The sequence below is a fragment of the Serratia nevei genome (assembly GCF_037948395.1).
In the GTDB taxonomy this organism is placed as follows: Bacteria; Pseudomonadota; Gammaproteobacteria; order Enterobacterales; family Enterobacteriaceae; genus Serratia; species Serratia nevei.
On the sequence record NZ_CP149940.1, the window covers coordinates 1,546,881 to 1,573,264 of the forward strand.

A 26,384-nucleotide genomic window follows, 5' to 3' on the forward strand; every position below is an offset into this window, starting at 1 on the left:
TGCCGCTTTCGCCTGTTAATGAAGCGCCGGCGCGCTTCGCGGCGGGAACCGCTTACAGCCACTGATTTTGGTCAGATTCGTTAATTACCTCACAAAAATCAGCCAGTTCCACAACCAGATAGTACAAATTTTTAACCAGGCGGCAATAAAATATATGCAATTTTTATTGAACGTTCAATCAAAAAAAAGTTTAATAGTCCTCATGATGACCTGAATCACGGGCGAAACGGCAGTGAAATTTGCCCGCTGAGATAAGGCCGAAGTCGGTTTTGTGAGAGTCGAAATATGCCAAAGGTAGGAATGCAGCCAATCAGAAGGCAGCAGTTGATTGATGCCACGCTCGCCGCGGTAAACGAAGTGGGAATGCATGACGCCACCATCGCGCAGATCGCGCGGCGGGCCGGCGTTTCCAACGGCATCATCAGCCATTATTTCAAGGACAAGAACGGCCTGCTGGAAGCCACGATGCGCTATCTGATCAGCCATCTGGGCGAGGCGGTGAAGCTGCGCTTGCAGGCGCTGACCGATAACAGCCCGGCGGCGCGGCTGCAGGCGATCGTCGCCGGCAACTTCGACGACAGCCAGATCAACAGCGCGGCGATGAAGACCTGGCTGGCCTTTTGGGCCAGCAGTCTGCACCAACCGCAGCTCAACCGGCTGCAGCAGGTGAACGGCCGCCGGCTCTATTCCAACCTGTGCGCCGAGTTTCGCCGCGTCATGCCGCAGCCGCAGGCGCGGTTGGCGGCCAAGGGGCTGGCGGCGCTGATCGACGGACTGTGGCTGCGCAGCGCGCTGCGCGGCTCGGCGTTCAATCAGTCGCAGGCGCTGGCGCTCACGACCGAATACATCACGTTCCAACTCCGGGGGCAGACGCCGCCCGGAGGATAACCCAAGGAGATCCTATGTCCCGTTTTGGCTTGCAGAAGCTCTATATTCATGGCGCCTATGTAGACAGCACCGCTGGAAAAACCTTCAACGCCATTAACCCGGCGAACGGCGAAGTTCTGGCTGAAGTCCAGGCCGCCGGCGCTGAAGACGTCGATCGTGCGGTGGCCAGCGCGGCCAGCGGGCAGAAGGTGTGGGCGGCGATGACGGCGATGGCGCGTTCGCGCATCCTGCGTCGCGCGGTGGATATTCTGCGCGAGCGTAACGATGAGCTGGCGGCGCTGGAAACGCTGGATACCGGCAAAGCGATGTCGGAAACCACCGCGGTGGACATCGTCACCGGCGCCGACGTGCTGGAGTATTACGCCGGCCTGATCCCGGCCATTGAAGGCGAACAGATCCCGCTGCGCGAAACCTCATTCGTTTACACCCGCCGCGAACCGCTGGGCGTGGTGGCCGGCATCGGCGCCTGGAACTACCCGATTCAAATCGCGCTGTGGAAGTCCGCGCCGGCGCTGGCGGCGGGCAACGCGATGATCTTCAAACCGAGCGAAGTCACGTCGCTGACGGCGCTGAAGCTGGCGGAAATTTACACCGAAGCCGGCTTGCCGGACGGCGTGTTCAACGTGGTGACCGGCAGCGGCGCGGAGGTGGGGCAGTACCTGACCGACCATCCGGGCATAGCCAAAGTCTCTTTCACCGGCGGGGTGAAAACCGGCAAGAAGGTGATGGCCAACGCGTCGGGGTCGACGCTGAAGGAAGTCACCATGGAACTGGGCGGCAAGTCGCCGCTGATTATTTTCGACGACGCCGATCTGGATCGCGCCGCCGATATCGCCATGATGGCCAACTTCTACAGCTCCGGCCAGGTGTGCACCAACGGCACCCGCGTCTTCGTGCCGGCGGCGCTGCAGGCGCAGTTTGAGGCGAAAATCCTCGAGCGCGTGAAGCGCATTCGCCTCGGCGATCCGACCGACCCGCAGACCAACTTCGGGCCGCTGGTCAGCTTCGCGCATATGGAGTCGGTGCTGCGCTTTATCGAGAGCGGCAAGAACAGCGGCGCGCGCCTGCTGTGCGGCGGCGAACGCGTCACCCACGGCGAATTCGGCAAGGGCGCTTACGTGGCGCCGACGGTATTCAGCGACTGCCGCGACGACATGGAAATCGTGCGCGAGGAGATCTTCGGGCCGGTGATGAGCATTCTCAGCTACCAGAGCGAAGAGGAAGTGGTGCGCCGCGCCAATGACACCACCTTCGGCCTGGCTGCGGGCGTGGTGACCAACGATCTGGCTCGCGCACACCGCGTGATCCACCAGCTGGAAGCCGGTATTTGCTGGATCAACACCTGGGGCGAGTCGGCGGCGGAAATGCCGGTCGGCGGCTACAAGCAGTCCGGCGTTGGCCGCGAGAACGGCCTGACGACGCTGGAACACTACACCCAGATCAAATCGGTGCAGGTTGAGCTGGGCGAATACGCCTCGGTATTTTAACTATCCCCGTCGTCTTTCAAGCTACAGCGTTGTTGGCTGCGAGCGCAGACCCCAGTCACTTACTTGAGTAAGCTCCTGGGGCTCTGCGCCCTTGCCGCCTAGCTGTAACTCGAAATCCATAGGGGATATATCTTTTTCGCATCCAAAACTGCCTTGTTATATTCAGCATGCGGAATTCAAGCCATTCGCATCATTCAGGCATACGAATATTTAGGAGATAATGAATGGAATTTGACTACATCATTATCGGTGCCGGTTCCGCCGGCAACGTGTTAGCCACCCGATTGACCGAGGACGCCGACGTCAGCGTCCTGCTGCTGGAAGCCGGCGGCCCGGATTACCGGATGGATTTCCGTACCCAGATGCCGGCCGCGCTGGCGTTTCCGCTGCAGGGCCGCCGCTATAACTGGGCGTATGAGACCGATCCTGAGCCGCACATGAACAATCGCCGGATGGAATGCGGCCGCGGCAAAGGGCTGGGCGGTTCGTCCCTGATCAACGGCATGTGTTACATTCGCGGCAACGCGATGGACTTCGATAACTGGGCCAAGGCGCCGGGTCTGGAAGACTGGACCTATCTGGACTGCCTGCCGTATTTCCGCAAGGCGGAAACCCGCGATATCGGCCCGAACGATTACCACGGCGGCGAGGGCCCGGTGAGTGTCACCACGCCGAAAGCCGGCAACAACGAACTGTTTCACGCCATGGTGGAAGCCGGCGTGCAGGCGGGCTACCCGCGCACCGACGATCTGAACGGTTACCAACAAGAAGGCTTCGGCCCGATGGATCGCACCGTGACGCCGAAAGGGCGCCGCGCCAGCACCGCCCGCGGTTATCTGGATCAGGCGCGTTCGCGGCCGAACCTGAAAATCGTCACCCATGCGCTGACCGACCACATCGTGTTCGACGGCAAGCGTGCGGTGGGCGTCAACTATTTGCAGGGCGACAGCAATCAGCTGACCCACGCCAAAGCGCGGCGCGAAGTGTTGCTGTGCGCCGGCGCCATCGCCTCGCCGCAGATCCTGCAGCGTTCGGGCGTCGGCCCGGCGGCGCTGCTGAAAAGTCTGGATATCAACGTGGTGCACGATCTGCCGGGCGTCGGGGAAAACCTGCAGGATCACCTGGAGATGTACCTGCAGTACGCCTGTAAGAAACCGGTGTCGCTGTACCCGGCGCTGCAATGGTTCAACCAGCCGAAGATCGGCGCGGAATGGCTGTTCAACGGCACCGGCATCGGCGCCAGCAACCAGTTCGAGGCCGGCGGTTTCATCCGCAGCCGCGCAGAGTTCGCCTGGCCGAATATTCAGTATCACTTCCTGCCGGTGGCGATTAACTACAACGGCAGCAACGCGGTGAAAGAGCACGGCTTCCAGGCGCACGTCGGCTCGATGCGTTCGCCGAGCCGCGGCCGGGTGCAGGTGAAATCAAAAGATCCGCGCCAGCACCCGAGCATTCTGTTCAACTACATGGCGACAGAGCAGGACTGGCAGGAGTTCCGCGACGCTATTCGCATCACGCGCGAGATCATGGCGCAGCCGGCGCTGGACGAATACCGCGGCCGCGAGATAAGCCCGGGGCCGGAGGTGCAGACCGACGAGCAGCTGGACGCTTTCGTGCGCGAGCACGCCGAAACCGCCTTCCACCCGTCCTGCTCGTGCAAGATGGGTGAGGATGAGATGGCGGTGGTCGATGGGCAGGGCCGGGTGCACGGCATGGAAGGATTGCGGGTGGTGGATGCGTCGATCATGCCGCTGATCATCACCGGTAACCTGAACGCCACCACCATCATGATCGCCGAGAAGTTAGCCGATCGCATTCGCCAGCGCGCGCCGCTGCCGCGCAGCACCGCCGACTATTACGTCGCCGGCGATGCGCCGGTGCGCAAGCAGTAACCGACACGCCCTCTCGCCGTTGAGGGGGAGGGCCGCCGTAGCAAGCAACCCCTCTCCATATGCTCTTCCCCAAGGCGAGGGGGCAACTCCCTTTTATACCTTATCCCATCATGCCGCCGGCAGCGAGATCGCCTGATCGAAACTGGTGGGCGTCGCCATACGCCACATGCGGGCATAGAACTCGCTTTTGATCTCCGGCTGCAGCAGCGCGCCCGGCTCCAGGTAGTAATAGATATCGGCGTACACCTTGATCTCGGTCGGCGTGATGCGGCGCAGCATATGGTGCGAGGTCAGCTGCTCCGGGCGGCTGACGCCGGCCGCCGCCAGCATGTCCGCCAGCGCTTTCACCGTATTTTGATGGAAGTGGTAGACGCGTTCCGCCTTGTTCGGCACCACCAGCGCCTTTTGCCGCAGCGGATCTTGCGTCGCCACGCCGGTCGGGCAGTGGTTGGTGTGGCAGCTTTGCGACTGGATGCAGCCGACGGCGAACATAAAGCCGCGCGCCGAGTTCACCCAGTCGGCGCCGAGCACCAGCACGCTGGCGATGTCGAAGGCGCTGATGATCTTGCCGCTGGCGCCTACCTTGATCTGGTCACGCAGGCCGCAGCCTACCAGCGTGTTATGCACGAACAGCAGCCCTTCGCGCAGCGGCATGCCCATATAGTTGGAAAGCTCGAGCGGCGCGGCGCCGGTGCCGCCTTCCTTGCCGTCTACCACGATGAAATCCGGCAGGATGCGGGTGTGCAGCATCGCCTTGACGATGGCGACAAACTCCCACGGATGGCCGATGCACAACTTGAAACCGACCGGCTTGCCACCTGACAGCTCGCGCAGCTGCTGGATGAAATGCATCATTTCCAGCGGGGTGGTGAAGGCGCTGTGCGACGCCGGCGAGATGCAATCGACCCCTTCCGGCACGCCGCGGGTGGCGGCGATTTCCGCATCCACCTTCTTCGCCGGCAGAATGCCGCCGTGGCCGGGTTTGGCGCCCTGGCTGAGCTTGATTTCAATCATTTTCACCTGCGGGCTTTGCGCCTGTTCGGCAAAGCGCTGCGGATCGAAATGGCCGTCGGCGGTGCGGCAGCCGAAATAGCCGCTGCCCAGCTCCCACACCAGATCGCCGTTGTTTTCCCGGTGATAGCGGCTGATGCTGCCCTCGCCGGTGTCGTGGTAGAAATTGCCCTTGGCCGCGCCGAGGTTGAGCGCGCGGATGGCATTGGCGGAGAGCGCGCCGAAGCTCATGGCCGAAATGTTGAAGATCGACGCGGAGTAGGGCTGGCGGCAGTCGGCGCCGCCGATGGTGATGCGGAAACTGGTCGGGTCGGCGGCTTCCACCGGCCGCATGGAGTGGCCGATGCACTCATAGCCGGTTTGATAGACGTCCAGCAGGGTGCCAAACGGCTTGTCGCCCATCTCGTTTTTCGCCCGGCGATACACCAGCGTGCGCTGGGTGCGCGAAAACGGGATCTCTTCATTATCCTGCTCGAGGAAATACTGGCGCAGTTCCGGACGGATGAATTCGAAGAAGAAGCGCAGGCGGCCGATGATCGGGTAGTTGCGGCAGATGGCGTGGCGCTGTTGCGTGAGATCGTAGATACCCAGCACCATCAAGCCACCGCAGGCCAGGGCCGGCAGCCAGAACCACGGATGGTTGCGCATCATGATTAAGAAAACCAGGGTGAGCAAGATGCTCAGCACAAAGCAGGTGTAGCGGCTGAATAAGGACGACTTCATAACATCTCCTGATGTTTATTTTAATCCACACGACATGACTCACGGATAATCCGTGTGCAAATCGTAGCCAACAGGAAAGGATGTTGTGTGTCTGTTGCTGCTTTGTCGCCGGTTGTTACATTAATTTAACTTGGCGGGGGAGGGCCGGTTGCCGCGCGGCGTACCGCGCAACAAGCCAGGGCCGGTTATTTGCCGGCGACGAAGATGGTGCTCATGCTGCGCAGCCGCAGCTTTTTCATCGCGCTGTATTTCTGCGAGAAGATGGTTTTTGGGTGCGTACCGCGCTTTTCCGCAATGTGCAGCAGGCTGTCGCCGCGCAGCAGATTGAAGATCACGTCGCTTTCCGCCGGGCTGAGCTCGCGGGTTTTCTGCACTCTGATGCCGCCCGGTTCTTTGCTTTCCAGCAGCCGCTGGATTTTTTCCTGCAGCGAATAAAGCGGAATGCGGGTGGAGACCAACTCGACGGAAATCCCCAGGATCGACAACAGTTTCACCACTCGCTCGTCGTCATAGAACACCAACAGGCGCGTTTTGCTGTTGTACTGCTGGTGCAGGGACACCAGGCTTTCGATCACGTTGACGCTCTGTTCGAGGTTTTGCGAGGTGAAAATCAGCGCGATATCGTGCTTGGTGATCTTCTCTGCTTTGGCGCCGCCGTGCATGAAATCGGAAAACAGGCGGATATCGTACGCGCCGTAGTGTTTCTTCAGCAGCACCGACAGGCCAACATAGCTGTACTTACACTCACTAATCACAAGAACGTTGTTTTTAGACATAGGGCAAACACCAATACCGAGTTAAAAGTATTCAGCTGTAAGAAGCGAGTTCAAATCCTTGATGCTGGATTCCTTCCACAGCTTTCCCTGCAGTGCGTAATATGGCATTTCATCCAGCCATTTCTTGTGTTCGGGAGTTTCAACTCCTTCGATAATTACCTTGTAATGATTAAGGTAAAAGAAGCGCAGTAACGCGCGCATCAAGCCCTCGCCGCCGGACTTTTTCATGAAGTCCCAAAGCAGAAAACGGTCGAGCTTAACGAAGCGGAAATGGCTGTTGTACAACGCGGAAAAACCCGCATAGCCAGAACCAAAATCATCAAGCCAAAATGAATAACTATTCAATGACGGATCGCCGTGCACGCGATCTTTCACCAGCCGGGTTGAATTCTCGCTGATCTCGAAATGAATACAGCGCATAGCGTTAATTCTTTCGGCAAAGTGAGTATTCGCCAGCGATTGCAGGGAATAATCGTCAACATTCAAAGTGGCTATCACTTGGTTTTCATGAAACCAGTGTTTGTATTTATCGATCAGATTGATCTGATCCATCAAAATCTCAATCCGAGTGGCACTGTCGGCGTGGCGAAAGAACTGTTCAGGAGAAAAATGGGCATATTCGCTATTAAACGTAAAGCGAGACAGACATTCAACGGCCAGCAATTGTCCCGATTTCGCGAACATTGGCTGAAAAACATAATTAATGCCGTTATTTTTCTCTCTGAAAGAACCGCTCATTTCCCAATCCTTGGATTGATATTTAACTTGTTGATTTTAAATGATTAAAAAGAAAGTTACTCCGGGTTTATTGGTAAATTTCTTATTTAAAACGTCAGGATGGCCGAAGCGTGTCGACAGACCATTTAACGCGTAATTCGTGCCAAAGTCCAAACGTCGCAATCTGTTACTAAATGTAAATATTCGGGATAATATTCTGATTTTCAGGCCTTAATGCAAAATCTTGAACTCTGCAGCTTTCCCAAACACAGATTATTCCTATTCATATGAATCGTCAACATCGATCGATAGGTATCCGCCGATAGTTTATTCCTATCAAGAGGGGCCTTATGAATGTTTTAAACGATTTAACATTAAGAATATGCTTAGTCTATATTTCGTCCGGCAATGAGTTCATCGAGGCAACGCTCCTTTTCAGCAAGGGAGTGCTATCGCTGAGTGTATGCTCAGTGGCGGCAATATATATATAAGCCCGCCACTGAATCGATTATTTTATTGTTCTATGGAGCTGGAAATGAAAAAAGTATTATTGCCTTTGGCTGCCCTGGTATTGTCTGCAACTGCTTCCAACGCAATGGCAGCAAGCGGCACTGTTAAATTCACCGGTGAAATCAAACAGTCTACCTGCCAGGTAACTAGCGATACTCAGAATAAAGAAGTTTACCTGGGTACTTACCCAACTTCTGCTTTCCAAAACGTGGGTGACAAATCTGCATCTAAAGCTTTCCAGATCTCTCTGGAAAAATGTGATGCCGGCGATTACAGCCTGCGCTTCGACGGTAACACCGTTGCCGGCAACCCAGACCTGCTGTCCGTAAGCAACGTGGGTGGCACTGGCACTGCAGCTACCGGCGTGGGTATCGAAATCACTGACAACAACGGCAAGCCATTCGCTATCGGCGACGGTTCCAACATCAAAGACGACGTAGCGAAAGTCACCATCGCTGCTGACGGTAAAGCGACCTTCAACCTGCAGGCTCGTTACCGTTCATTCGCTGCAGTGACCGCGGGTCTGGCTAACGCCACCAGCCCGTTCACCATCGAATACAAATAATCGTCTTTCAGGACACACACGGCCAAGGATGGCCCGTAGAGGAAACCGATGAAAAAGTTCTTTGCTGCTCTGCTGATGCTGGGCGCCTTTAACAGCTACGCCGGTATCCAGGTAGATGCCACTCGCGTGATTTATAAAGGCGATGACAAATCCGCCTCGCTGCCAATCCATAACGATGCTTCAGAAGCTTATATGGTGCAGACCTGGCTGGACACCGGTGACAGAAACCAAGTGCCGAAAAATCTGCCTGTCGTTGTCGTTCCACCGATTCTGAAATTGGACGCCGCTAAAACTGCAGTTCTGCGCTTTATCTATTCCGGTACGGGTTTACCTCAGGATAAAGAAACTCTGCTGTGGATTAACGTGCAGGAAATTCCACCGGCACCGAAGCAGGAAAACGTGCTTCAGGTTGCGGTGCGTACCCGAATCAAACTTTTTTACCGGCCGGTGGCGTTGAAAACGACGCTGGACGAGCAAGTACAAAACTTGCGTTGGCAGCGTGAAGGTTCACGTCTGCAAGTGATTAACGATGGCCCGCTGCATATCACCTTTGGGGCGCTGCATTTGAAAAACAGCGCGGGCAAGACCGTGGATGTGGACGCCAATATGGTGAACCCGAAAGATCGCTTATCGATCAACATCCCGGCGGGCGTCAGCGTCGGCAACAAGATTGCTTTCAGTTATATCAACGATTTTGGCGGTAGAACGGAAGTCAAGGACGTTCCAGTACAATAAGAGAGACAGGGAATGGCAAATCAACGAAAAGTAGCAGGCGGAACGACGCGGCTGACACAGCTGATCCGAATTGCAATCATTGCCGCCAGTGCGCCGATGTTATGGAGTGAAGCGGCGCTGGCAGAGTTTAACATGTCGTTTATTCACGGCGATGAAAACCTGAGCAACGCGGAAGCGGTCGCCCAGGGCGATGCTTTGCAACCGGGCGTTTACCCATTCGACATCTACGTCAACCTGACTCAGGTCGATCATAAGGATGTTACTTTTCGTCAGGCTAAAGGCCAGGCCGCGTCTCAACCCTGCTTGAAAGTTGAAGACCTGCGCAACTACGGCATCAAACTGCCGGAAACGCTGCAGGCCGGCAGCTGCGTTGATCTGCCTGCGTTGATTAAAGACGCCACCGTCAGCTATGACGCGGCGGTGCAGCAGATCAACATTTCCGTGCCTCAGACCATGATGGATCTGAGCGCTATCGGCGCGATCCCGCCAAGCATGTACGATGAAGGCATCAACGCGCTGTTCGCCAACTATAACTTCAACTACAACAAGAACAGCTATCGCCGAGATGACGCCGACGACAGCGAGTACATGTTCCTCGCGTTGAACAGCGGCCTTAACCTGGGCAGATGGCGCCTGCGCAACAACTCCACCTGGGACAAACAGAGCGGCAGCAGCAGCAACTGGACTAACGTCTCTTCCTGGGCCGAGACCGACATCGTGCCATGGCGCAGCCGTTTGGTGATGGGGCAGGCGAGCACCAACAACAGCGTGTTCAACAGCTTCCAGTTCCGCGGGGTGCAACTCTCCAGCGTTGACGACATGCTGCCGGACAGCCTGCGCGGTTATGCGCCGGTGGTGCGCGGCGTGGCGGCAACCAACGCCCGCGTCGAAATTCGCCAGAACGGTTACGTCATCTACAGCACCAACGTCGCGCCGGGTCCTTTCGAGATCCACGACGTCTATCCGCATACCAACAACGGTGACCTGCAGGTCACCGTGAACGAGGCCGACGGTTCGCATAAAACGTTCAGCGTCGCCTACTCTTCCGTGGCCAACATGCTGCGAGAAGGCATTTGGAACTTCCAGCTGACTGCCGGTAAATACCACACCGGCGATGGCGGTTATCAGCCGAAGCTGATCCAGGGCACCGCGGCATACGGCATGAACTATGGCCTGACGCCGTTCGGCGGCGCCATCATCGCCGAACACTACCGTTCCGCCGCCGTGGGTATCGGTAAGAGCCTGGGATCGTGGGGTGCCATCTCCGTGGACGGTTCGATCTCCGATACCGAGCTGGCGAACGGCGATCGCAAACAGGGGCAGAGCTTCCGTTTCCTGTACTCCAAGTCGCTTAACCAGATGGGTACCAACTTCCAGTTGGCGGGCTATCGCTATGCGACTTCCGGTTATTATGATCTCAGTGATGCGGTCCAGGAGCGCAACCGCTGGCGCAACGGCTTTTATGCCAACGATTATTGGGATCCGAACGATCTGCAACCGGGCCAGCCTTCCTGGAGCAACAACCAGAAACGTACCCGATACACTGCGCGCTACGGCAACAAACGCGAACGCGTCGAGCTGTCGCTCAGCCAGCAGCTGTGGGCGGGCGCCAGCCTGTACGCCAACGTGAGCCACCAGAACTACTGGGGCGTGTCCGGCAACGATCGCACGATTCAGCTGGGCTACAACGATGGCTTCAAGCGCATTTCCTACGGCGTTTATCTGCAGGATACGCGCGGCCAGTACGGTTATTCCGATCGCAGCGTGAACTTCACGATGTCGATCCCGCTGGATTGGGGACAGAACAACAACTCAACCACTGCCAACTTCAGTGCGGCGCACAGCAAGCAGAGCGGCGACAGCTACTCGACCGGTATCAGCGGCACCATGCTGGACGACCGTCGCATGAACTACTCGGTCTCCACCGGGCATACGCAGTCCTCCGGTCAGAGCAGCAACCTGAACCTGGGCTACAGCAGCAGCATCGGTAACATCGACGGTAGCTATGCCTATAGCTCGAAATACCGTCAGGAAGGGCTGGGCCTCTCCGGTGGCCTGCTGGTGCACTCCGGCGGCGCGACCCTGACGCAGCCGTTGCAGAACACCATCTTGCTGGTGGAAGCGAAAGATGCCAAAGGCGTGCGTCTGGAAAACCAGCCGGGCGTGACCATCGACCGCTTCGGTTATGCAGTGGTGCCGTCGGCTACCGCTTACCGCTACAACTATGTTGCGCTGCGTACCGAAGACTTCGGCCCGGGCCTGGATGTGCCGGTGGCCAGTAAACAAGTGGTCCCGACCGAGAAATCGGTGGTGAAGGTGAGCTTCGATACCTTCAAGGGCGTCAGCCTGCTGATTCACGCTCGTCTGGGTGATAACGGCTATCCGGCCATCGGTGCCGGCGTGTTCAACGAGTCCGGCCGCAACAGCGGTACCGTGGGCCTGAACGGCGCGACCTATGTCTCCGGGGTGAAAGCGGGTGAAAAACTGACGATCAAATGGGGCCCGAAAGCCGACCAGCAATGCGTACTGCCGATCCCGGCGAACGTGGGCGACAAACAAGTGGCCATGGGATATCAGGAACTGACCCTGCAATGCCAAAAACTGTAAGGTACACCATGAACTTGAGCAAATTAGCACGTAACACACTTCTGTCGGTGGTGGGGCTGGCCGGGTTGGCGATGGCGCAACAGGCGTCGGCGATGCAGTGCCGCTTCGGCAACTCGACCGGCAATAGCAAGCCAACCGGCAGCGTGACGCAGGATATTGACGTCGGCCGTCCGATCGTGCTGGCCGCCAGCGACTTTGTGGCGGGCAACCTGATTTGGCGTTCGCAGAACTTTACCTCCACCTTTACCTGCTGGGATACAGATAGATTCCCACAGGGGGAAAACGCCTACATTTACTGGAACCCGCAAAACTCGTTCGGGGCGCTGGATAAATCGTTGTCTATTGGGGTGTCTATTAATGGCATCGACTATGATTCGGTCAACCTGCTGCAAAGCGGCAAGACGCCGACCGGTCCAAATCTGGGGCCGGGTACGATCCGCACTAACGGCAGAAGCCCGGCTGCGCCGCAGGCGGTGACGGCCACCTATTCGGTGTATATCAAGGCTACCGGGGTGAAACCGCCGGCGGGCAACTTCCAGCCGCTGGCGCGCGCGTCGCTGTTCCAGATTGACGGCGTGGGTGGCCTGAACGCCACCAAAGACAGCAACTTTAACGCCTATATCAAGGGGCTGGACAAGATCCGCGTGATCCAGTGCAACCCGCAGATCACCGTGTTGGCCAACAACGGCGCCAGCGTCGATTTCGGCGTGCTAACCAGCTCCAGTGCCAAAACCGGCACCATCGCCAAGCAGGTGCCGTTCGATATCAAGGCTACCTTGAGCGGCGGCGAATGTGCCGGTCAGTCTTTGCAGGCCAGTTTCAGCAGCACCAACGCCGATCCGTCAGACAACACGCAGATCCTGCCGACCACCAAGCCGGGCGTAGCGATCTTCCTGACTCAGCAGCGTGATACCAATAAAAAACCGATCCCACTGCAAACCAACGTGGATTTCGGCGGCGTGCTGCAGGATAAGCAGAACGAAGTGAAAGAGACCTTTATCGCGAACCTGAAGTGGTTGACCAATACGCCGAAGACCGGGGTGTTCAACGCAACCGCCAACGTCGACGTCACCTTCAAATAATCCGGTGTCGCTTCAATAAAAAAGGGGGCAGTTCTCGCGAACTGACCCCTTTTTTGTGCCTTATGCCGTGCCGCTTAACGCAGCCCCATCCAGCTGGTGCAGACGCCTTCCGGCGGCTTGCCCGCATACCAACGAGGCAGCGTAGGGGCATCGTGGCGCGGTTCGGCCTCCGCCTCTACCGGCTGCGCCGGCCATTCCGCGACGTCCCAGCGGGTGGTGCGGCGATAGACTGCCGGGGTTTTGCCAAACTGTTTCTTGAAGGCGCGTGAGAACGAAGGCTGAGAGTCGAAATGGTATTGCAGGGCGATATCCAGGATCGGGCGTGGGCTGGAACGCAGCGCCTGCGCCGCCTGCGAAAGACGCCGCTCGCGGATATAGCTGCCGAGCGCGTGGCCGGTGGTGCTGCGGAACATGCGCTGCAGGTGCCATTTGGAGTAGCCCGATTTGGCGGCGACGTTATCCAGCAGCAGCGGCTGGTCCAGATGAGTTTCAATCCAGTCTAGTAAATCGTGAATGATATTGACGCGATCCATGGTTTTAGTTCTCCCGCAAAAACGACATTCAGGTCACAGTGACTTAGCTTAATTATCCAAGAATATGCTTTGATAATAGGCGTGAGTGCGCCGTTACGCAAGGGTAAACCGGGGGTAAAAAGGTAGCCAAAAATGCTCTTTGAACGGCAGGGGGATAAAAGAAAGGCCGCATAAAGCGGCCTTTTCAGCAGGAAATGAGTGGAAAATCAGTTAGTTTCCGGCTTCACTTCAATGTAGTTCAGACCCAGTACGCTGCTGGTGTAGCCGCGGATCTTGTTGGTCATCTCGATATCGCCGTTCAGCTTGTGGCCGTAGGACGGGATGATCTCTTTCAGCTTGCTCTGCCATTCCGGCGTCGCCACTTTGTCTTTGAACACGGTTTCCATCAGGTGCAGCATGATTGGCGCAGCGGTGGAAGCGCCCGGCGAAGCGCCCAGCAGAGCGGCGATGCTGCCGTCTTCAGAGCTGACGACTTCGGTGCCGAACTGCAGCACGCCGCCTTTATCTGCGTCTTTCTTGATGATCTGTACGCGCTGGCCTGCGGTCCACAGCTTCCAGTCTTCCTGCTTGGCGTCCGGGAAGTACTCTTTCAGTGCGGCGAAGCGATCGTCGTCGTTCATCATCAGCTGGCCGACCAGGTATTTCACCAGATCGAAGTTATCCAGACCAACGTGGGTCATCGGCATCAGGTTCGAGGTGCTCAGCGAGTGCATCAGATCGAACAGCGAACCGTTCTTCAGGAACTTGCTGGAGAAGGTGGCGAACGGCCCGAACAGCAGCACGCGCTTGCCGTCCAGCATGCGGGTATCCAAGTGCGGCACGGACATCGGCGGCGAACCTACGCTGGCCAGGCCATACACTTTGGCCAGGTGCTGGTTGGCGATCGCCGGGTTGGTGGTGACCAGGAACTGGCCGCCGACCGGGAAGCCGCCGTAGCCGTCGGCTTCTGGGATGCCGGATTTCTGCAGCAGGGTCAGGGACGCGCCGCCGGCGCCGATGAACACGAACTTGGCGTTAACGGTGGTTTCTTTACCGTCGCGGTTCAGATCGGCAACGGTCACGCTCCAGGTCTGGTCGGCGTTGCGCTTGATGTCGCGCACTTCGTGGCTCAGGTTCAGCTTGAACTTGTCGCTGGTGCTCAGCGCGTCAACCAGCTGGTGGGTGATCACGCCGAAGTTAACGTCGGTACCCAGCGGCATGCGGGTCGCGGCGATTTTCTGCGCCGGATCGCGGCCGTTCATCACCAGCGGCGCCCACTGTTTGATTTGCGCAGGATCTTCGGAGTATTCCATGCCGCGGAACAGGGTGCTGTGCTGCAGCGCCGCGTAGCGTTTACGCAGGAAGTTGACGTTGTCGTCACCCCACACGAAGCTCATGTGCGGCACGCTGTTAATGAAGGATTTCGGATCTTTCAGGACAGCGTTCTTCACCTGATAAGACCAGAACTGGCGGGAGATTTCGAAAGACTCGTTGACCTTCACCGCCTTGCTGATGTCGATGGTGCCATCGGCTTTTTCCGGCGTGTAGTTCATTTCGCTGAAGGCGGAGTGGCCGGTACCGGCGTTGTTCCAGCCGTTGGAGCTCTCTTCCGCCACGCCGTTCATGCGCTCGTACATGTCGATGGTCCAGGTTGGCTCCAGCTCATGCAGATAGGTACCCAAGGTCGCGCTCATGATGCCGCCGCCGATCAACACCACGTCGACGGTTTTATTCTTCTCTTCAGCCGCTGCCTGCTGCGTAACGCTAAACAGGCTGAGACTGAAAATCAGGACGAGTAATTTTCTCATTGAATTAAATCTCTTGTGTGTAAATTCTACTCATTGCAGGTGAAAGAATTTAGCGGGAGTTACCCTGGAAAATAATGAAGCCGACCGCCCGGCGTGAGCCGATAGGCAGCGATAATGCCTTTTTGTTAATAGGGTTTTTAACGAAAAGTGAACTATTGCAGGCCGTCCGGATGCAAATTGATCGGTTCACGTTACTGGCGGGGTATTATTGTTTGCGAGAATGTTAAAAACTACTTTTGTAACTAAAAAAAATGAATATAAGCAAAAAACGGCCGGTTGCTGTCGCAGGAATAAACAGAGAGGGGAGAAAGGCCGTATAACCGCGTTATTTCCAGGGGTTAATTGTCGCGCAATTAAACGTTATTTCGTTATCACACAATAATTGCGGTTAAATTGCAAATACGCATCGCTAACCAATAATAAATGGCCGCCGTTGCGGGCGGCCAGGATTCACAAGGCGGTTACTTGATGCCCATCGCATCGCGCATGGTGAAGAACAGATCGGTCTGATCGGTCAACCCCACCACATTGGCGGCGTGCGGGCCATAGGCCGCGACGCGCAGCTGGGTGCCGGTGTGCCCCTGCGATTCTTCTTCCGAGTTGCCGTAGCTGAGGGTCATCGGCGCGCCGTCTTTGGTGGTCAGTGTCTGGGTCAGGCCCGGCGCTTTGGCGTCGGCGGCGACGATCTGGCTGGAGTGCGCGTGGTCGGCGGTGACGATCACCAGCGTGTTGCCGTCGGCGCGGGCGAAGGCCAGCGCTTTTTGCACCGCTTCGTCCAGATCGACGGTTTCACCAATCTGCCCGCACGGGTTGGCGGCGTGATCCTGCTTATCGATCGACGCGCCCTCTACCTGCAGGAAGAAACCGTTCGGGTTGTCTTTCAGCAGCGCGATCGCTTTTTCGGTCATCGCCGCCAGCGTTGGCGTGGCCGCGGTGCGCGCCGGGTTGTTTTCGCAGGTTACCGCCGGCTTGTCGAGGTTGCCGTGATAGCTGGCTTTCGGCCCCAGCCAGCGCACCGGCATGTTGCCGTCGGCGAACAGGCCCAGCAGCGGTTTTTGCTGATTGGCCAGGGTAACGGCCTGCAGTTCATCCGCATTGCTCACCCACTGGTAACCCTGCGCTGCCGCCTGGTCCTTCAGAGATTTTCCTTGCCATTCGCCGCTTTTCGCCAGTTGGTTGAAGGATTTCGCGCCGCCGCCCAGCGTGACGTCGGCGCGGGTTTTCAGCAACTGCTCGGTGATGGAGCCGCGGCCGCCGTTTTCCAGCGCGTTAGCAGCGCATTTCTCGCTGGTTTCCTCCGGGCCGTAGCATTTGCGCGAGGTGACGTGTGACACCAGCGCCGCCGGCGTGGCGTCCTGCAGTTCGGCGGTGGAGACGTTGCCGGTGGCCTTACCGGCCGCTTTGGCGATCTCCAGCAGCGTTGGCTGGTCTTTGCCGTTCACGTCCACGCCGAGCGCGCCGTTATAGGTTTTCACCCCGGTGGCCCAGGCGGTGGCGGAGGCGGCGGAGTCGGTTACGTAATCCGGTTTGTGGGTTTTCTTGTCCAGCGAGTAGTGGGTGTATTGCCCGGTCAGCGGCAGAGCGTCGATACCCTTGAAGTAACCGCCTGCGCCTTCGGCGTAGTTACGCGCGGCGGTGATCTCGGAATCCCCCATGCCATCGCCAATCAGCAGGATCACGTTTTTCACCGTTTTGTCCGACAGCGACGCCTTCAGCGCGGCGGTCTGATCGCCGGCCAGACGACGGGCACCGCCCGGCTCGGTGAGGGTGCCGCGCGCGGCGCGCTCGGTCAGGCCATCGGCATTGGCCGAGGTTTCCGCCGCGATGGCGGAAGAACAGAGCAGGGCGGACAGCACGGCGCCGGCGATCAGGGATACAGCAGGTTGCATGGGGTAAGCTCCTTGTCGTAATACAACAATGTAAATAACATCAAATTGTTACGTAAGGAGAGTAGAGCAGAGGGATGACAATTTTATGACAGCGAAAGACGGGATGGCCCGGCGGCCACCCCGTTTGGCGTCAGGCCGCGCGCGCCGGGATAGACAGCCCGCGCTGCACCGCCGGCCGCGCCAGACCTCGCTCCAGCCACTGCGCGACGCGCGGGAAACTGTCGAACTCCACCAGCTCGCGCGCCTCATAAAAGCCGATCAGGTTACGCACCCAGCCCAGCAGCGAGATATCGGCGATGGTGTAGTCCGCGCCCATGATCCAGTCGCGGCCTTCAAGGCGCGTTTCCAGCACGCCGAGCAGGCGTTTCGATTCGTTCTTGTAGCGCTCCAGCGGCCGTTTGTCTTCATACTCGCGTCCGGCAAACTTGTGGAAGAAACCGAGCTGGCCGAACATCGGGCCGACGGCGGCCATCTGGAAGAACACCCACTGAATGGTTTCATAACGCTGCGCCGGATCCTGCGGCAGGAAACGGCCGCTCTTTTCCGCCAGGTAGAGCAGAATGGCGCCGGATTCGAACAGCGGCAGCGGTCGGCCGCCGGGGCCATCGGGATCGATGATCGCCGGGATCTTGCCGTTCGGGTTCAGCGCCAGAAATTCCGGCGTCCAGGTTTCGTTGTTGCCGATGTCGATCAGGTGCGCTTCATAAGGCAGGCCGATCTCTTCCAGCATGATGGACACTTTGACGCCGTTCGGCGTCGGCAGGGAATAGAGCTGCAGCCGTTCCGGGTGCTGAGCCGGCCAGCGTTTGACGATCGGGAATTGGGTGGAATCGAGCATGGAAACTCCTCGGGTTGGCGGGGTCGCTTAAGCGTACCCCTTGAGTATTGCAGTAAAACTACCCCGCCGCCGGGTTACACCGTGAGCTCAAAATGTGCGGCCAGCGCTTTTTTACCGGCGGGAGTCAGCTGCAGCTCGCGGCTGTCGAGCCGGCGGACGATCCAGCCGCGTTGAATAAAGGCGGCCAGCAGCGCGGCGCCCAGTGCGCCACCGAGGTGAGAGCGGCGTTCGCTCCAGTCCAGGCAGCCGCAGGCGAAGCGGCGGCGGGTGGGGGCGGGGGAGCAATCGACGCCCAGCCGCGCCAGCGCGGCCTGACCGACGTCGCTTAACCGGTAGTCTTCCTCACCGCTCAGCCAGTTCAGCGCATGCAGCCGATCGTGCAGCTTCACCGCCACCTCGCCCGCCATGTGGTCGTAGCAGGTGCGGGCATATTGCAGCGTGGTGGGCGTGCTGCTTTTCACCGACGGGCGCGGTACGCCCGCCAGCGCCATCAGGCCTTCCAGCGCTTCGGCCACCGGCTGACCGGCCAGCCGGAAATAGCGATAGCGCCCCTGTTTGACGCAGGCGATCAGCCGCTGCTCCAGCAGTTTCGCCAGATGCGCGCTGGCGGTGGACGGGGCGACCTCGACCGCCGCGCTGAGCTCGGTGGCGGTGTAGGCGCGCCCATCCATCAACAGGCACAGCATGCGTGCCCGGGTGCGGTCGGCGATGGCGGCGCTCAGCGCCGCTAAACGATCTTCTATGTCGATGTTATGCATACTTCGAGGTTAGGCGAAGTATGACTGCGCGTCCAGCGCTAGCCTGTGGTTATCGCCATCTGGTACCGAGGGAGAAAACCATGTCCGTATGTCCTTATGCCGCCGCGCTCGCCGCCGAGCCGCAGATGCACTATCGCGCCTTGCCGCCCCTGAGCTGGGATAGCGCAGGGCAATGTTGGGTGGCCGCTACGCCGCAGTGGGTGAGGGAAGCGCTGCTCAATGCCGATCTCGGCGTGCGGCCGGCCGATGAGCCGGTGCCGACGGCCTTGCTGGAGACGCCGATGGCGCCGCTGTTCGCCGGGCTGGCGCGAATGCGCGACGGCGAGGAGCATCGCACGCTTAAGGCGGCGCTGCAGCGGGCGTTAGCTTCCTGCGACGATACTCTGATTCAGCAAACTGCGGCACACTGTGCGGCGCGGTTAGCGCCAAAGGCCCCCGAGGCGGCGGCGATCACCCGCTTTAACTACGGGTTGCCGGTCTGCACCCTCGGCGCATTGTTGGGCGTGCCCGAAGCGCAGTGGCAACATCTTATCGACGACAGCCTGGACTTTGTCCGCTGTATCGCGCCCGGCGGCACGCCGCAGCAGCTGGCACGCGGCATTGCGGCGGCGCAGCGGCTCTGTGCCCGGCTGGCGACGGGGAATGGCGTGCTGCGCCAGGCCCTGGTGCGGGAGATCGGCGACGCCCGGCTTGTGTCGGCCAATGCGCTCGGCCTGCTGTTTCAGGCCTGTGAGGCGACGGCGGGCTGGCTCGGGCAGGCGTATTTGCTGGCACGGCAGAACGGCGAAGTGGACACCGCGCTGGATCGGGTGCGGGCGCTGACGCCACCTATCCAAAACACGCGCCGTTTCGTCTTACGCGAGACGCAGCTTGCCGGTTGTACGCTGCGCGTGGGGCAGACCGTCTTGCTGTTGCTCGGCACCGACGGCGAACTGGCCTTCGGCGCAGGGGCACACCGCTGCCCGGGCGAACGCTGGGCGAGGATTATCGCGCGCTGCGGCGTGGCGCATCTGTGTTCGCTGAATATTGATGAGCGGGCGTTGGAATCGGTGCGGTGGCGCCATTCCTACAATGCGCGCGTACCTGAGTTTTACCGTTGAGAGGAAACGATAATGATCGCCGTGATTTTTGAACTGCAGGCCGCCGACGGGCAGCGTGATACCTATCTGGCGCTGGCGGCGGAGCTGAAGCCGCTGCTGGCGCAGATCGATGGATTCATTTCCATCGAGCGTTTTCAAAGCCTGGCCGATCCTGCGCGCCTGCTGTCGCTCTCCTTCTGGCGCGACGAGGCGGCGGTGCAGCAGTGGCGCAATCTCGAGCAGCACCGGGCGGCGCAGGCGCGCGGCCGTGGCAAGGTGCTGGCGCAGTATCGGCTGCGGGTGGCGGAGGTGGTGCGGGACTACGGGCTGGAGAGACGCGACCAGGCGCCGCAGGATAGCCGTGGCTATCACCGCACCTGAAGAAAGCCCGCCGCCGGCGGGCTTTCTTCGCCCGTTATTTCGCTTCGCTGCCCACCTTCATCGCCCCGGCGTAGCTGGCGCCCATCCCCCAGGCAGCGCCGTGGTCGCGGGCGATCTGCAATACGCCTCCCGCCGTGGCTTTGCGGCTCCAGTCCTGTTGCCATTCCAGCATCAACGCCACCCAGTTGATGGGCGTGGCGCCCGCCTGTATCAGGCGCTGCATGGCGTTGTTTTGGCTGTCTGGCGTAATGTCGCCGGTGACGTCCGACAGAATATAAACCTCATATCCCTCGCCCAGGGCGGACAGCGCCGGCAGCATCACGCAGCTGGCGGTCCACAGCCCGCCGATGATGATTTTCTTGCGGCCGGATTGTTTGATCAGATCCACCACGCGCCGATCCTGCCAGACGTTGATGGCGGTGCGATCGTACACCTGCAGGTCCGGGCGTGCCTGCGTCACCTGCTGGAATACCGGCCCGGCGAAGCTTTTGGCGTTGGCCGAGGCCAGAATGGTCGGCACGTTAAACACCTTGGCGGCCTTGGCGATGCCGGCGGCGTTATTGACCAGGTTGGTTTGGTCGATAGAGGAAATGGTCATGCCGAACATGTCCTGCAGATCGACCAGCAGCAGCAGACTGTTCTCGGCCGTCAGCGGCTGCACATAACCCGCCTGGCGGCTGTCGGCGGCGGGGGATTGCGCCAACGCGGCGACGGGGGCGGCGGCGGCGCTCAGGCCGAGCATCAGAGCGAACAGGGTCTTTTTCATTATTAACTCCATGATTATCAGTAGATTAAATTCACTTCCCACTCAGGGAAGCGGTTGAATAAAGTCTACTGAGGTTGTTGAGGTTAATAATCTGTGTTTTATTGAATTTATAATTAACCAATAGGACATAATGTGGACGTGCTACTGACGATGCGCGCCTTTCGCCGCGTGGTTGAGCGCAACAGTTTTTATAAGGCGGCGGAGGATCTGGCGATCACGCCGGCGGCGTTGAGCAAGCAGATTAAGCAGTTGGAGAGCCGGTTGGGTACGTTGTTGCTGGTGCGCACCACCCGCAGCATGAGCCTGACCGAAGCCGGGCAGCTCTATTACCAGGAAGCCTGTCGGTTGCTCGGCGAGTTCGACGCGCTGGAGCAGACGGTTGCCGCCAGCGCGCAGCAGGTCTCCGGCACGCTGCGAGTCAATGCGCCGCTTTCGTTCGGCCTCACGGTGCTGTCGCCGCTGTTGCCGTCGTTTATGCAACGCTACCCGCAGCTGCAGGTGGAACTGACGCTGGACGACAGGGTATTGGACGTGGTGGCGGCCGGTTTCGATATTTCCTTGCGCATTCGCCGACGGCTGCCGGATTCTTCCCTCAGCGCCCGGGCACTGGGTGAAGTGCACCAGCGAATTTGCGCCGCACCCGGCTATTTGGCGCAGCACGGCGTGCCGCAAACGCCGAATGACTTGCCGCGTCACAGCTGTCTGGCCTATTCCCTGGCGGAAAGGCCGGGGCAGTGGCAGTTCACCGCCGGCGAGGAGAGCCTGAGCGTGACGTTCACTCCCCGATTGATCGCCAACAACAGCCTGATGCTGCGGGACATGCTGGTGGCGGGACTGGGCATCGGTTCGCTGCCGTCGTTCGTGGCGGATCCCGAAATCGCCGCCGGTAGGCTGGTGCGGCTGTTCCCTGAACAGATTGCCGAAGCGCATCAGGTCTTCGCGGTTTACCCGACGCGCCGGCATGTGCAGCAGAAAGTGAGTTTATTCACCGAGTTTGTGCGAGAACAGGGATTGATGACGGCGAATTGACAACGGCGCACGGTTGTCATATTCCTTAGTTATGAAAAGATCCTATCGCCCATTCGCGCAAATTATTATCACCATGCTTCGTGTGGTGGGATAGCGCGTGTGTCGCCAATAAAAAACCCGCCGGCAAGGCGGGTTTTTTTATCCCCTTCCGGCAACGACCGGAGAACGGCATGAAAACCTACCCTGCAGTTTTACACCTGATGTGCGGCAAGGCCGGCGCAGGCAAATCGACGTTGGCGCAGCGTTTGGCGCAGCAACCGCAAACGCTGTTGCTGGTCGAAGATGCGTGGCTGGCGACGCTGTATGAACACGAGATGGCCAGCTTGCAAGACTATGCGCGCTGTTCCGAACGGTTACGGCGGGCGCTGGGCGGGCACCTCGTTCAGCTGCTGCGCGGCGGCTGGTCCGTGGCGCTCGATTTCCCGATGAATACGCCGGACAGGCGGCGCTGGGCCAAAGCGTTGGCGGAGGAGGCCGGCGTCGCGCACTGCCTGCATTTTCTCGACGTCAGCCATGCGCAGTGCCTGAGCCGGATAACGCTGAGAAACGCGCGCGGCGAGCACCCGTTTACACTGAACGAAGCGGAGTTTGAGCGCCTGGCACAGTACTTTGTTCCCCCGGCGGAAGAGGAAGGGATGACCGTTTTGCGTTATGGCGAACAGAACTGAAAACCGGCGCCATGACGGCGCCGGCAACAGGGTTAGGATTCGGCGTTAAACGCGTTGTGGAAGGCGACTTCCGCACACGGCAGCGCGCCCTGGAAGGCGATGGCGCGGAAGTAGTCTTGCGGCACGCCCGGCAGGGTCAGCGCGGTCTGCGCCTGGAAGCCGAAACGGCCGTAATAGTTCGGATCGCCCAGCACCACGCAGCCTGCGGCGTGCCGTTCCTGCAGCTCGGCCAATAGCTGGCGGATCAGCCGGCTGCCGATCCCCCGGTTCTGACTGGCCGGCAGCACCGACACCGGCGCCAGCCCGTACCAACCGGCGGTGCCGTTGCTGAGTATGACCGGCGAGACGGACGCGTGCCCGATCGGTGTGCCATTGTGCTCAGCGACCAGCGACAGGGTGAGAGCGCCTGCCGCACGCAGCGCGTTGACGATAAACTGCTCGGTGTGGCTGCTGTGTTCGGCATGCAGGAACGCGGCGGCGGTCAGGGTGGTGATGGCGGCGATGTCGGCCGGCGTTTCGTGGCGTAAAGTGATGTTCATGGTTGTATCCTGATTAAATAAGGCTGAGCCGACCGGGCTACCTGCCCGGCCGGTATCGATGATTAACGGTTATCCAGCTGCGCACGCACGGCCTTGAGCCCGGCGAAGGTGACGCGATAAGGGCGCCCCTGGCGAGAGAGGATCAGGCGTTTGGTTTTGAGTTTGGTGAAGACGGCCAGCGAGCAGTCGGCCAGGCCGAGCCCTTCGCGGGTGTAGCATTCGACGTGGGTGACGCGACCGGCGTCGTTGCGGGTGAAGGCGATATAGCCGCCTTTGGCCAACACGTGCAGCACGCGTTGTTCCGCTTTGGAAATGTTCATGTTGGGAGATCCTGTAATAACCCCAGATACGCGCATCCCCGCGCAAACGCGCGTCGGATACGTCAGAGTCCCTCGCCATACGGCAAGGAAGCGACTATCGGGTGGTTACAATCTCCAACATACAGGCCTCGGGCAGTGAAAAACGCCAGGACGGCGTTTCAGCGCAGTTAATGTAGCCAATGGCCGGTTGGCTGTCAATTTGCCGGCGGCGCGGGCCGCCGGCGCAAGGCCAATCAGAAAGGCTTGGTCGGCAGGTATTTGCCGTCCAGGGTGATCACCGCGCGTTCGCCACCGTCCGGATCGGCGACCTTTTTGATATCCAGCTTGAAGTTGATGGCGCTGATGATGCCGTCGCCGAACTGCTCGTGCACCAGCGCTTTCAGCGTGGAGCCGTAAACCTGCAGCATTTCATAGAAGCGATAAATGGTCGGATCGGTCGGCACGCCGCCGGGAATGCTGCCGCGCAGCGGGATGGTTTGCAGCAGCAGCACCGCCTCTTCGTCCAGCCCCAGCTTGGCCGCTACCGTGCGCGCCGCCGGTTCCGGCAGCGCATGCTGCCCCAGCAGCGCGGCGGTGACGAACGCCAGGCTGAGACCGGTGCCCTCGGCCAGCGCGTCGAAAGTCAGGTTATGGCGGATCTTGGCGGCCATAATGGTGTCAGTGAGCGCTTCGCGCGGGGCGGCGTTATGCAGAGAGTGTGTCATGTTAGCTCCTTTTGTTGGCTTAAAAACGGGCGATCGCCGGGGTGGCGGTCACGTCGGGATGGGTGGCGAGCGGCACGAAGCGGCGGGTTTCGCCGTCCAGCGCCTCGATAGCGCCGCTGGCGATGTCATAGACCCAGCCGTGCAGCGTCAGGCGGCCCTGATCCAGCGCCAGGGCGACGGAAGGGTGCGTTTTGATGTTGTTGAGCTGGGCGATGACGTTTTCGCGCACCATCGACGCGACCCGGGCCTCGTCGGAGGCGTGCGGATAAGCCTGATTGACCGCCTTCGCGGAATCGGCGTAACGCAGCCAGCCGGCGACCGTCGGCAGGTGCTCCAGACACTGGCAGGTGGCGATGGCGGTCATCGCGCCGCAGTCGGAATGGCCGCAGATCACGATATCCTCCACGCCCAGCGCGGCGACGGCGTACTCGACCGAGGCGGTAACCCCGCCGGGTTCGGGGCCGAAAGAAGGCACGATGTTACCGGCGTTGCGGATCACGAACAGATCCCCCGGCTCGCGCTGGGTGACCAGCTCCGGTACCAGGCGGCTGTCGGAACATGAGATAAACAGGGTGCGCGGGTTTTGGCGGGTCGCCAACTGCTGAAACAGCGCCGTGCGTTCAACAAAGGCTTCGCGCTGGAACTTCAGGAAGCCTTCAATGACCTCTTTCATCCGTTTCTCCATTGGGTGTCGTTATGCGATGGCGGCATGATGAACGCTTCTGGCTATAGGGTCTAAGACCCATTTATAATGCCAGCTATAGGTTTTACTAATAGCTGGGGCGCTATGCTGCTGCGACACATCCGTTATTTTCTGGCCGTTGCCGAACAGGGCAACTTCACCCGCGCCGCCGAAGCGCTGCACGTCTCGCAACCGACGCTGTCTCAACAGATCAAGCAGCTGGAAGACACACTGGGGGCGCCGCTGTTCGATCGCAGCGGCAGAGCCGTGCGCCTGACCGACGCCGGTGAGGCGTGGATGCGCTATGCGCGGCTGGCGCTGCAGGATCTGGACGCCGGCGCGCGGGCGATCCATGACGTGGCGACGCTGGCGCGCGGCCATTTGCGGCTGGCGATGACGCCGACCTTCACCGCCTATCTGGTGGGGCCGACGATCGATGCGTTCTACCGCCGCTACCCGGGGATTACCCTGAGCATCGAGGAGATGGCGCAAGAGCGAATTGAGGCGCTGCTGGCGCAGGATAGGCTGGATCTGGGCATCGCCTTCGAGATGGCGCAGTCGGCGGAGGTGGAAGCGGCGGCGTTGTTCAGCGAGACGCTGGAGCTGATGGTCGGCGCCGACCATCCCCTGGCGTCTCATCGCCGGCCGCTGACGCTGGCGGAGTGGCAACATCTGCCGCTGGCCTTGCTGAGCGGCGACTTCGCCACGCGGCAGTTTATCGATCGCTACTGCACGCAGCTGGGATTTCGGCCGCAGGTGGCGGTGGAGGCCAACGCGCTGGGCGCCATCGTCGAGATCGTGCGGCGCGGGCAGCTCGCCACGCTGCTGCCGGCCGCCATTGCGCGCGAGAATCGGCAGTTGAAAAAAGTGGCATTGGTCAACGCCATGCCGGTGCGGCAGGCGGTGTGGCTGCAGCGCAAAGGCGCTTACCGCAGCGCCGCCGCGCAGGCGTTTATTGCCGTCTTGCAGGAACAGGGCGTTACGCCAACGCCCCCCAGCGCTGCGTCATCCCCAGCAGATGCACCAGCCCGAAGCCGAGGCAAATCAGCGAGCTGACGACGATAAAGCGCTGGCTGCGGCCGGTATCGCGCAGGGCGAAGGGGCCGGCGACGCCGCGCAGCAGGTAGATGAAGGTAATGATAAACAGCGCGGGCCGCAGCAGCGGCAGCGGCGCGATCAGGCCCGCGCCGGAAAGCGCATACAGCGACCAAATAAACAGCACCAGCGCGATACCGGCGGTGACGACGGCCGGGAACTTTTTACCCGCTTCCGCCGCCTTAATGAAGCGATCGCCGGCGCCGCATAGCCGGTAGCCGCGCGGCCCGGCGGCGATCACCCAGATATGCAGCAGCGCGGCGATGGCGCTCAGCGCGGCGCCGATCAGCAGCGCGGTGTTATAGAGGTGCGGCATGGTAGCG

The 26,384-nt window shown here is 59.8% G+C and carries 26 protein-coding genes; 12 read left to right on the forward strand and 14 right to left on the reverse strand.

Features of this window, described 5'->3' with window-relative positions; genetic code table 11:
- Positions 1–285 precede the first annotated feature (285 nt).
- The 3 genes from betI to betA all read left to right on the forward strand — a co-directional run bounded on the left by betI (position 286) and on the right by betA (position 4,267).
- Positions 286–888, forward strand: a complete 603-nt coding sequence (betI, locus tag V8N38_RS07385) for a transcriptional regulator BetI (RefSeq protein WP_038880897.1) — start codon at positions 286–288, stop codon at positions 886–888.
- A 14-nt stretch (positions 889–902) separates the two neighbouring features.
- On the forward strand, positions 903–2,375 hold the full coding sequence (gene betB / locus V8N38_RS07390) for a betaine-aldehyde dehydrogenase (RefSeq protein ID WP_033653381.1): 1,473 nt from the start codon (positions 903–905) through the stop codon (positions 2,373–2,375).
- Between the two features lie 224 nt (positions 2,376–2,599).
- A complete protein-coding gene (betA, locus tag V8N38_RS07395) occupies positions 2,600–4,267 on the forward strand; it encodes a choline dehydrogenase (RefSeq protein WP_060421324.1) in 1,668 nt (555 codons plus the stop codon).
- A gap of 108 nt (positions 4,268–4,375) precedes the next feature.
- On the opposite strand, the gene V8N38_RS07400 is transcribed toward betA, so the two are convergent.
- The 3 genes from V8N38_RS07400 to V8N38_RS07410 all read right to left on the reverse strand — a co-directional run bounded on the left by V8N38_RS07400 (position 4,376) and on the right by V8N38_RS07410 (position 7,515).
- The gene (locus V8N38_RS07400) at positions 4,376–6,001 is read right to left on the reverse strand and encodes an FMN-binding glutamate synthase family protein (RefSeq protein WP_147839551.1); all 1,626 of its coding nucleotides are present in this window, start codon (positions 5,999–6,001) and stop codon (positions 4,376–4,378) included.
- A 185-nt stretch (positions 6,002–6,186) separates the two neighbouring features.
- Complete coding sequence (locus V8N38_RS07405) at positions 6,187–6,777, reverse strand: LuxR family transcriptional regulator (RefSeq protein ID WP_004939094.1); 591 nt, start codon at positions 6,775–6,777, stop codon at positions 6,187–6,189.
- Positions 6,778–6,798: 21 nt separating this feature from the next.
- Positions 6,799–7,515: an EAL domain-containing protein gene (locus V8N38_RS07410; RefSeq protein WP_147839550.1), complete on the reverse strand. Its 717-nt coding sequence runs from the start codon at positions 7,513–7,515 to the stop codon at positions 6,799–6,801.
- A gap of 514 nt (positions 7,516–8,029) precedes the next feature.
- Here V8N38_RS07410 and V8N38_RS07415 point away from each other — a divergent pair.
- The 4 genes from V8N38_RS07415 to V8N38_RS07430 are packed head-to-tail and all read left to right on the forward strand — an operon-like array spanning position 8,030 to position 12,993.
- Positions 8,030–8,569, forward strand: coding sequence for a fimbrial protein (locus V8N38_RS07415; RefSeq protein WP_060421329.1), 540 nt, complete (start codon positions 8,030–8,032; stop codon positions 8,567–8,569).
- Positions 8,570–8,617: 48 nt separating this feature from the next.
- Positions 8,618–9,304 (forward strand): molecular chaperone, encoded by a 687-nt coding sequence (locus tag V8N38_RS07420; protein ID WP_038880905.1) that lies wholly within the window; start codon positions 8,618–8,620, stop codon positions 9,302–9,304.
- A 12-nt stretch (positions 9,305–9,316) separates the two neighbouring features.
- Positions 9,317–11,911, forward strand: a complete 2,595-nt coding sequence (locus V8N38_RS07425) for a fimbria/pilus outer membrane usher protein (protein WP_070914006.1) — start codon at positions 9,317–9,319, stop codon at positions 11,909–11,911.
- A gap of 14 nt (positions 11,912–11,925) precedes the next feature.
- On the forward strand, positions 11,926–12,993 hold the full coding sequence (locus V8N38_RS07430; protein ID WP_371935053.1) for a fimbrial protein: 1,068 nt from the start codon (positions 11,926–11,928) through the stop codon (positions 12,991–12,993).
- 74 nt (positions 12,994–13,067) lie between these two features.
- Here V8N38_RS07430 and V8N38_RS07435 read toward each other — a convergent pair whose 3' ends face one another.
- From V8N38_RS07435 to V8N38_RS07455, 5 genes are all read right to left on the reverse strand, one after another.
- On the reverse strand, positions 13,068–13,526 hold the full coding sequence (locus V8N38_RS07435) for a helix-turn-helix domain-containing protein (protein ID WP_019454454.1): 459 nt from the start codon (positions 13,524–13,526) through the stop codon (positions 13,068–13,070).
- Positions 13,527–13,732: 206 nt separating this feature from the next.
- On the reverse strand, positions 13,733–15,313 hold the full coding sequence (locus V8N38_RS07440; protein ID WP_047728189.1) for a malate:quinone oxidoreductase: 1,581 nt from the start codon (positions 15,311–15,313) through the stop codon (positions 13,733–13,735).
- A gap of 461 nt (positions 15,314–15,774) precedes the next feature.
- Positions 15,775–17,202 (reverse strand): alkaline phosphatase, encoded by a 1,428-nt coding sequence (gene phoA / locus V8N38_RS07445; RefSeq protein WP_033646822.1) that lies wholly within the window; start codon positions 17,200–17,202, stop codon positions 15,775–15,777.
- Between the two features lie 130 nt (positions 17,203–17,332).
- Positions 17,333–18,040 carry a glutathione S-transferase N-terminal domain-containing protein gene (locus tag V8N38_RS07450; protein WP_087762189.1) on the reverse strand — a complete coding sequence of 236 codons (708 nt, stop codon included), beginning with the start codon at positions 18,038–18,040 and terminating at the stop codon, positions 17,333–17,335.
- Positions 18,041–18,114: 74 nt separating this feature from the next.
- Positions 18,115–18,798 (reverse strand): ArsR/SmtB family transcription factor, encoded by a 684-nt coding sequence (locus tag V8N38_RS07455; RefSeq protein WP_060421342.1) that lies wholly within the window; start codon positions 18,796–18,798, stop codon positions 18,115–18,117.
- Positions 18,799–18,878: 80 nt separating this feature from the next.
- Between V8N38_RS07455 and V8N38_RS07460 the strand changes: the two genes are divergently transcribed.
- Both V8N38_RS07460 and V8N38_RS07465 read left to right on the forward strand, forming a co-directional pair.
- On the forward strand, positions 18,879–19,898 hold the full coding sequence (locus V8N38_RS07460) for a cytochrome P450 (RefSeq protein WP_102984053.1): 1,020 nt from the start codon (positions 18,879–18,881) through the stop codon (positions 19,896–19,898).
- Positions 19,899–19,910: 12 nt separating this feature from the next.
- Positions 19,911–20,258, forward strand: a complete 348-nt coding sequence (locus V8N38_RS07465; RefSeq protein WP_087762192.1) for an antibiotic biosynthesis monooxygenase family protein — start codon at positions 19,911–19,913, stop codon at positions 20,256–20,258.
- 34 nt (positions 20,259–20,292) lie between these two features.
- Here the strand turns inward: V8N38_RS07465 and V8N38_RS07470 are convergent, their stop codons facing one another.
- Positions 20,293–21,024 (reverse strand): isochorismatase family protein, encoded by a 732-nt coding sequence (locus V8N38_RS07470; protein WP_079656354.1) that lies wholly within the window; start codon positions 21,022–21,024, stop codon positions 20,293–20,295.
- 132 nt (positions 21,025–21,156) lie between these two features.
- Here V8N38_RS07470 and V8N38_RS07475 point away from each other — a divergent pair, with 132 nt between their 5' ends.
- A complete protein-coding gene (locus V8N38_RS07475) occupies positions 21,157–22,053 on the forward strand; it encodes a LysR family transcriptional regulator (protein WP_147839548.1) in 897 nt (298 codons plus the stop codon).
- 170 nt (positions 22,054–22,223) lie between these two features.
- Positions 22,224–22,721, forward strand: coding sequence for an AAA family ATPase (locus V8N38_RS07480; RefSeq protein ID WP_147839547.1), 498 nt, complete (start codon positions 22,224–22,226; stop codon positions 22,719–22,721).
- Between the two features lie 32 nt (positions 22,722–22,753).
- Here the strand turns inward: V8N38_RS07480 and V8N38_RS07485 are convergent, their stop codons facing one another.
- The 4 genes from V8N38_RS07485 to V8N38_RS07500 form a co-directional block, all read right to left on the reverse strand.
- On the reverse strand, positions 22,754–23,260 hold the full coding sequence (locus V8N38_RS07485) for a GNAT family N-acetyltransferase (RefSeq protein ID WP_070914001.1): 507 nt from the start codon (positions 23,258–23,260) through the stop codon (positions 22,754–22,756).
- Between the two features lie 62 nt (positions 23,261–23,322).
- A complete protein-coding gene (locus V8N38_RS07490; RefSeq protein WP_004939031.1) occupies positions 23,323–23,580 on the reverse strand; it encodes a YjhX family toxin in 258 nt (85 codons plus the stop codon).
- A 233-nt stretch (positions 23,581–23,813) separates the two neighbouring features.
- Positions 23,814–24,284, reverse strand: a complete 471-nt coding sequence (gene cynS / locus V8N38_RS07495) for a cyanase (RefSeq protein WP_038880935.1) — start codon at positions 24,282–24,284, stop codon at positions 23,814–23,816.
- A gap of 19 nt (positions 24,285–24,303) precedes the next feature.
- On the reverse strand, positions 24,304–24,957 hold the full coding sequence (locus V8N38_RS07500) for a carbonic anhydrase (RefSeq protein ID WP_048233124.1): 654 nt from the start codon (positions 24,955–24,957) through the stop codon (positions 24,304–24,306).
- Positions 24,958–25,071: 114 nt separating this feature from the next.
- On the opposite strand from V8N38_RS07500, the gene cynR reads away from it, so the two are divergent.
- Positions 25,072–26,022 carry a transcriptional regulator CynR gene (cynR, locus tag V8N38_RS07505; RefSeq protein WP_147839546.1) on the forward strand — a complete coding sequence of 317 codons (951 nt, stop codon included), beginning with the start codon at positions 25,072–25,074 and terminating at the stop codon, positions 26,020–26,022.
- Here cynR and V8N38_RS07510 read toward each other — a convergent pair.
- Complete coding sequence (locus V8N38_RS07510) at positions 25,946–26,377, reverse strand: hypothetical protein (protein ID WP_033637706.1); 432 nt, start codon at positions 26,375–26,377, stop codon at positions 25,946–25,948. The two genes, cynR and V8N38_RS07510, sit on opposite strands and share 77 nt — an antisense overlap.
- Between the last annotated feature and the right edge of the window lie 7 nt (positions 26,378–26,384).

What these genes read in the sequence shown, in the direction of transcription:
- betI (WP_038880897.1), top strand. Translation starts at nt 286, where the DNA reads ATGCCAAAGGTAGGAATGCAGCCAATCAGAAGGCAGCAGTTGATTGAT.
- betB (WP_033653381.1), top strand. Translation starts at nt 903, where the DNA reads ATGTCCCGTTTTGGCTTGCAGAAGCTCTATATTCATGGCGCCTATGTA.
- betA (WP_060421324.1), top strand. Translation starts at nt 2,600, where the DNA reads ATGGAATTTGACTACATCATTATCGGTGCCGGTTCCGCCGGCAACGTG.
- V8N38_RS07400 (WP_147839551.1), bottom strand. Translation starts at nt 6,001, where the DNA reads ATGAAGTCGTCCTTATTCAGCCGCTACACCTGCTTTGTGCTGAGCATC.
- V8N38_RS07405 (WP_004939094.1), bottom strand. Translation starts at nt 6,777, where the DNA reads ATGTCTAAAAACAACGTTCTTGTGATTAGTGAGTGTAAGTACAGCTAT.
- V8N38_RS07410 (WP_147839550.1), bottom strand. Translation starts at nt 7,515, where the DNA reads ATGAGCGGTTCTTTCAGAGAGAAAAATAACGGCATTAATTATGTTTTT.
- V8N38_RS07415 (WP_060421329.1), top strand. Translation starts at nt 8,030, where the DNA reads ATGAAAAAAGTATTATTGCCTTTGGCTGCCCTGGTATTGTCTGCAACT.
- V8N38_RS07420 (WP_038880905.1), top strand. Translation starts at nt 8,618, where the DNA reads ATGAAAAAGTTCTTTGCTGCTCTGCTGATGCTGGGCGCCTTTAACAGC.
- V8N38_RS07425 (WP_070914006.1), top strand. Translation starts at nt 9,317, where the DNA reads ATGGCAAATCAACGAAAAGTAGCAGGCGGAACGACGCGGCTGACACAG.
- V8N38_RS07435 (WP_019454454.1), bottom strand. Translation starts at nt 13,526, where the DNA reads ATGGATCGCGTCAATATCATTCACGATTTACTAGACTGGATTGAAACT.
- V8N38_RS07440 (WP_047728189.1), bottom strand. Translation starts at nt 15,313, where the DNA reads ATGAGAAAATTACTCGTCCTGATTTTCAGTCTCAGCCTGTTTAGCGTT.
- phoA (WP_033646822.1), bottom strand. Translation starts at nt 17,202, where the DNA reads ATGCAACCTGCTGTATCCCTGATCGCCGGCGCCGTGCTGTCCGCCCTG.
- V8N38_RS07450 (WP_087762189.1), bottom strand. Translation starts at nt 18,040, where the DNA reads ATGCTCGATTCCACCCAATTCCCGATCGTCAAACGCTGGCCGGCTCAG.
- V8N38_RS07455 (WP_060421342.1), bottom strand. Translation starts at nt 18,798, where the DNA reads ATGCATAACATCGACATAGAAGATCGTTTAGCGGCGCTGAGCGCCGCC.
- V8N38_RS07460 (WP_102984053.1), top strand. Translation starts at nt 18,879, where the DNA reads ATGTCCGTATGTCCTTATGCCGCCGCGCTCGCCGCCGAGCCGCAGATG.
- V8N38_RS07465 (WP_087762192.1), top strand. Translation starts at nt 19,911, where the DNA reads ATGATCGCCGTGATTTTTGAACTGCAGGCCGCCGACGGGCAGCGTGAT.
- V8N38_RS07470 (WP_079656354.1), bottom strand. Translation starts at nt 21,024, where the DNA reads ATGAAAAAGACCCTGTTCGCTCTGATGCTCGGCCTGAGCGCCGCCGCC.
- V8N38_RS07480 (WP_147839547.1), top strand. Translation starts at nt 22,224, where the DNA reads ATGAAAACCTACCCTGCAGTTTTACACCTGATGTGCGGCAAGGCCGGC.
- V8N38_RS07485 (WP_070914001.1), bottom strand. Translation starts at nt 23,260, where the DNA reads ATGAACATCACTTTACGCCACGAAACGCCGGCCGACATCGCCGCCATC.
- V8N38_RS07490 (WP_004939031.1), bottom strand. Translation starts at nt 23,580, where the DNA reads ATGAACATTTCCAAAGCGGAACAACGCGTGCTGCACGTGTTGGCCAAA.
- cynS (WP_038880935.1), bottom strand. Translation starts at nt 24,284, where the DNA reads ATGACACACTCTCTGCATAACGCCGCCCCGCGCGAAGCGCTCACTGAC.
- V8N38_RS07500 (WP_048233124.1), bottom strand. Translation starts at nt 24,957, where the DNA reads ATGAAAGAGGTCATTGAAGGCTTCCTGAAGTTCCAGCGCGAAGCCTTT.
- cynR (WP_147839546.1), top strand. Translation starts at nt 25,072, where the DNA reads ATGCTGCTGCGACACATCCGTTATTTTCTGGCCGTTGCCGAACAGGGC.
- V8N38_RS07510 (WP_033637706.1), bottom strand. Translation starts at nt 26,377, where the DNA reads ATGCCGCACCTCTATAACACCGCGCTGCTGATCGGCGCCGCGCTGAGC.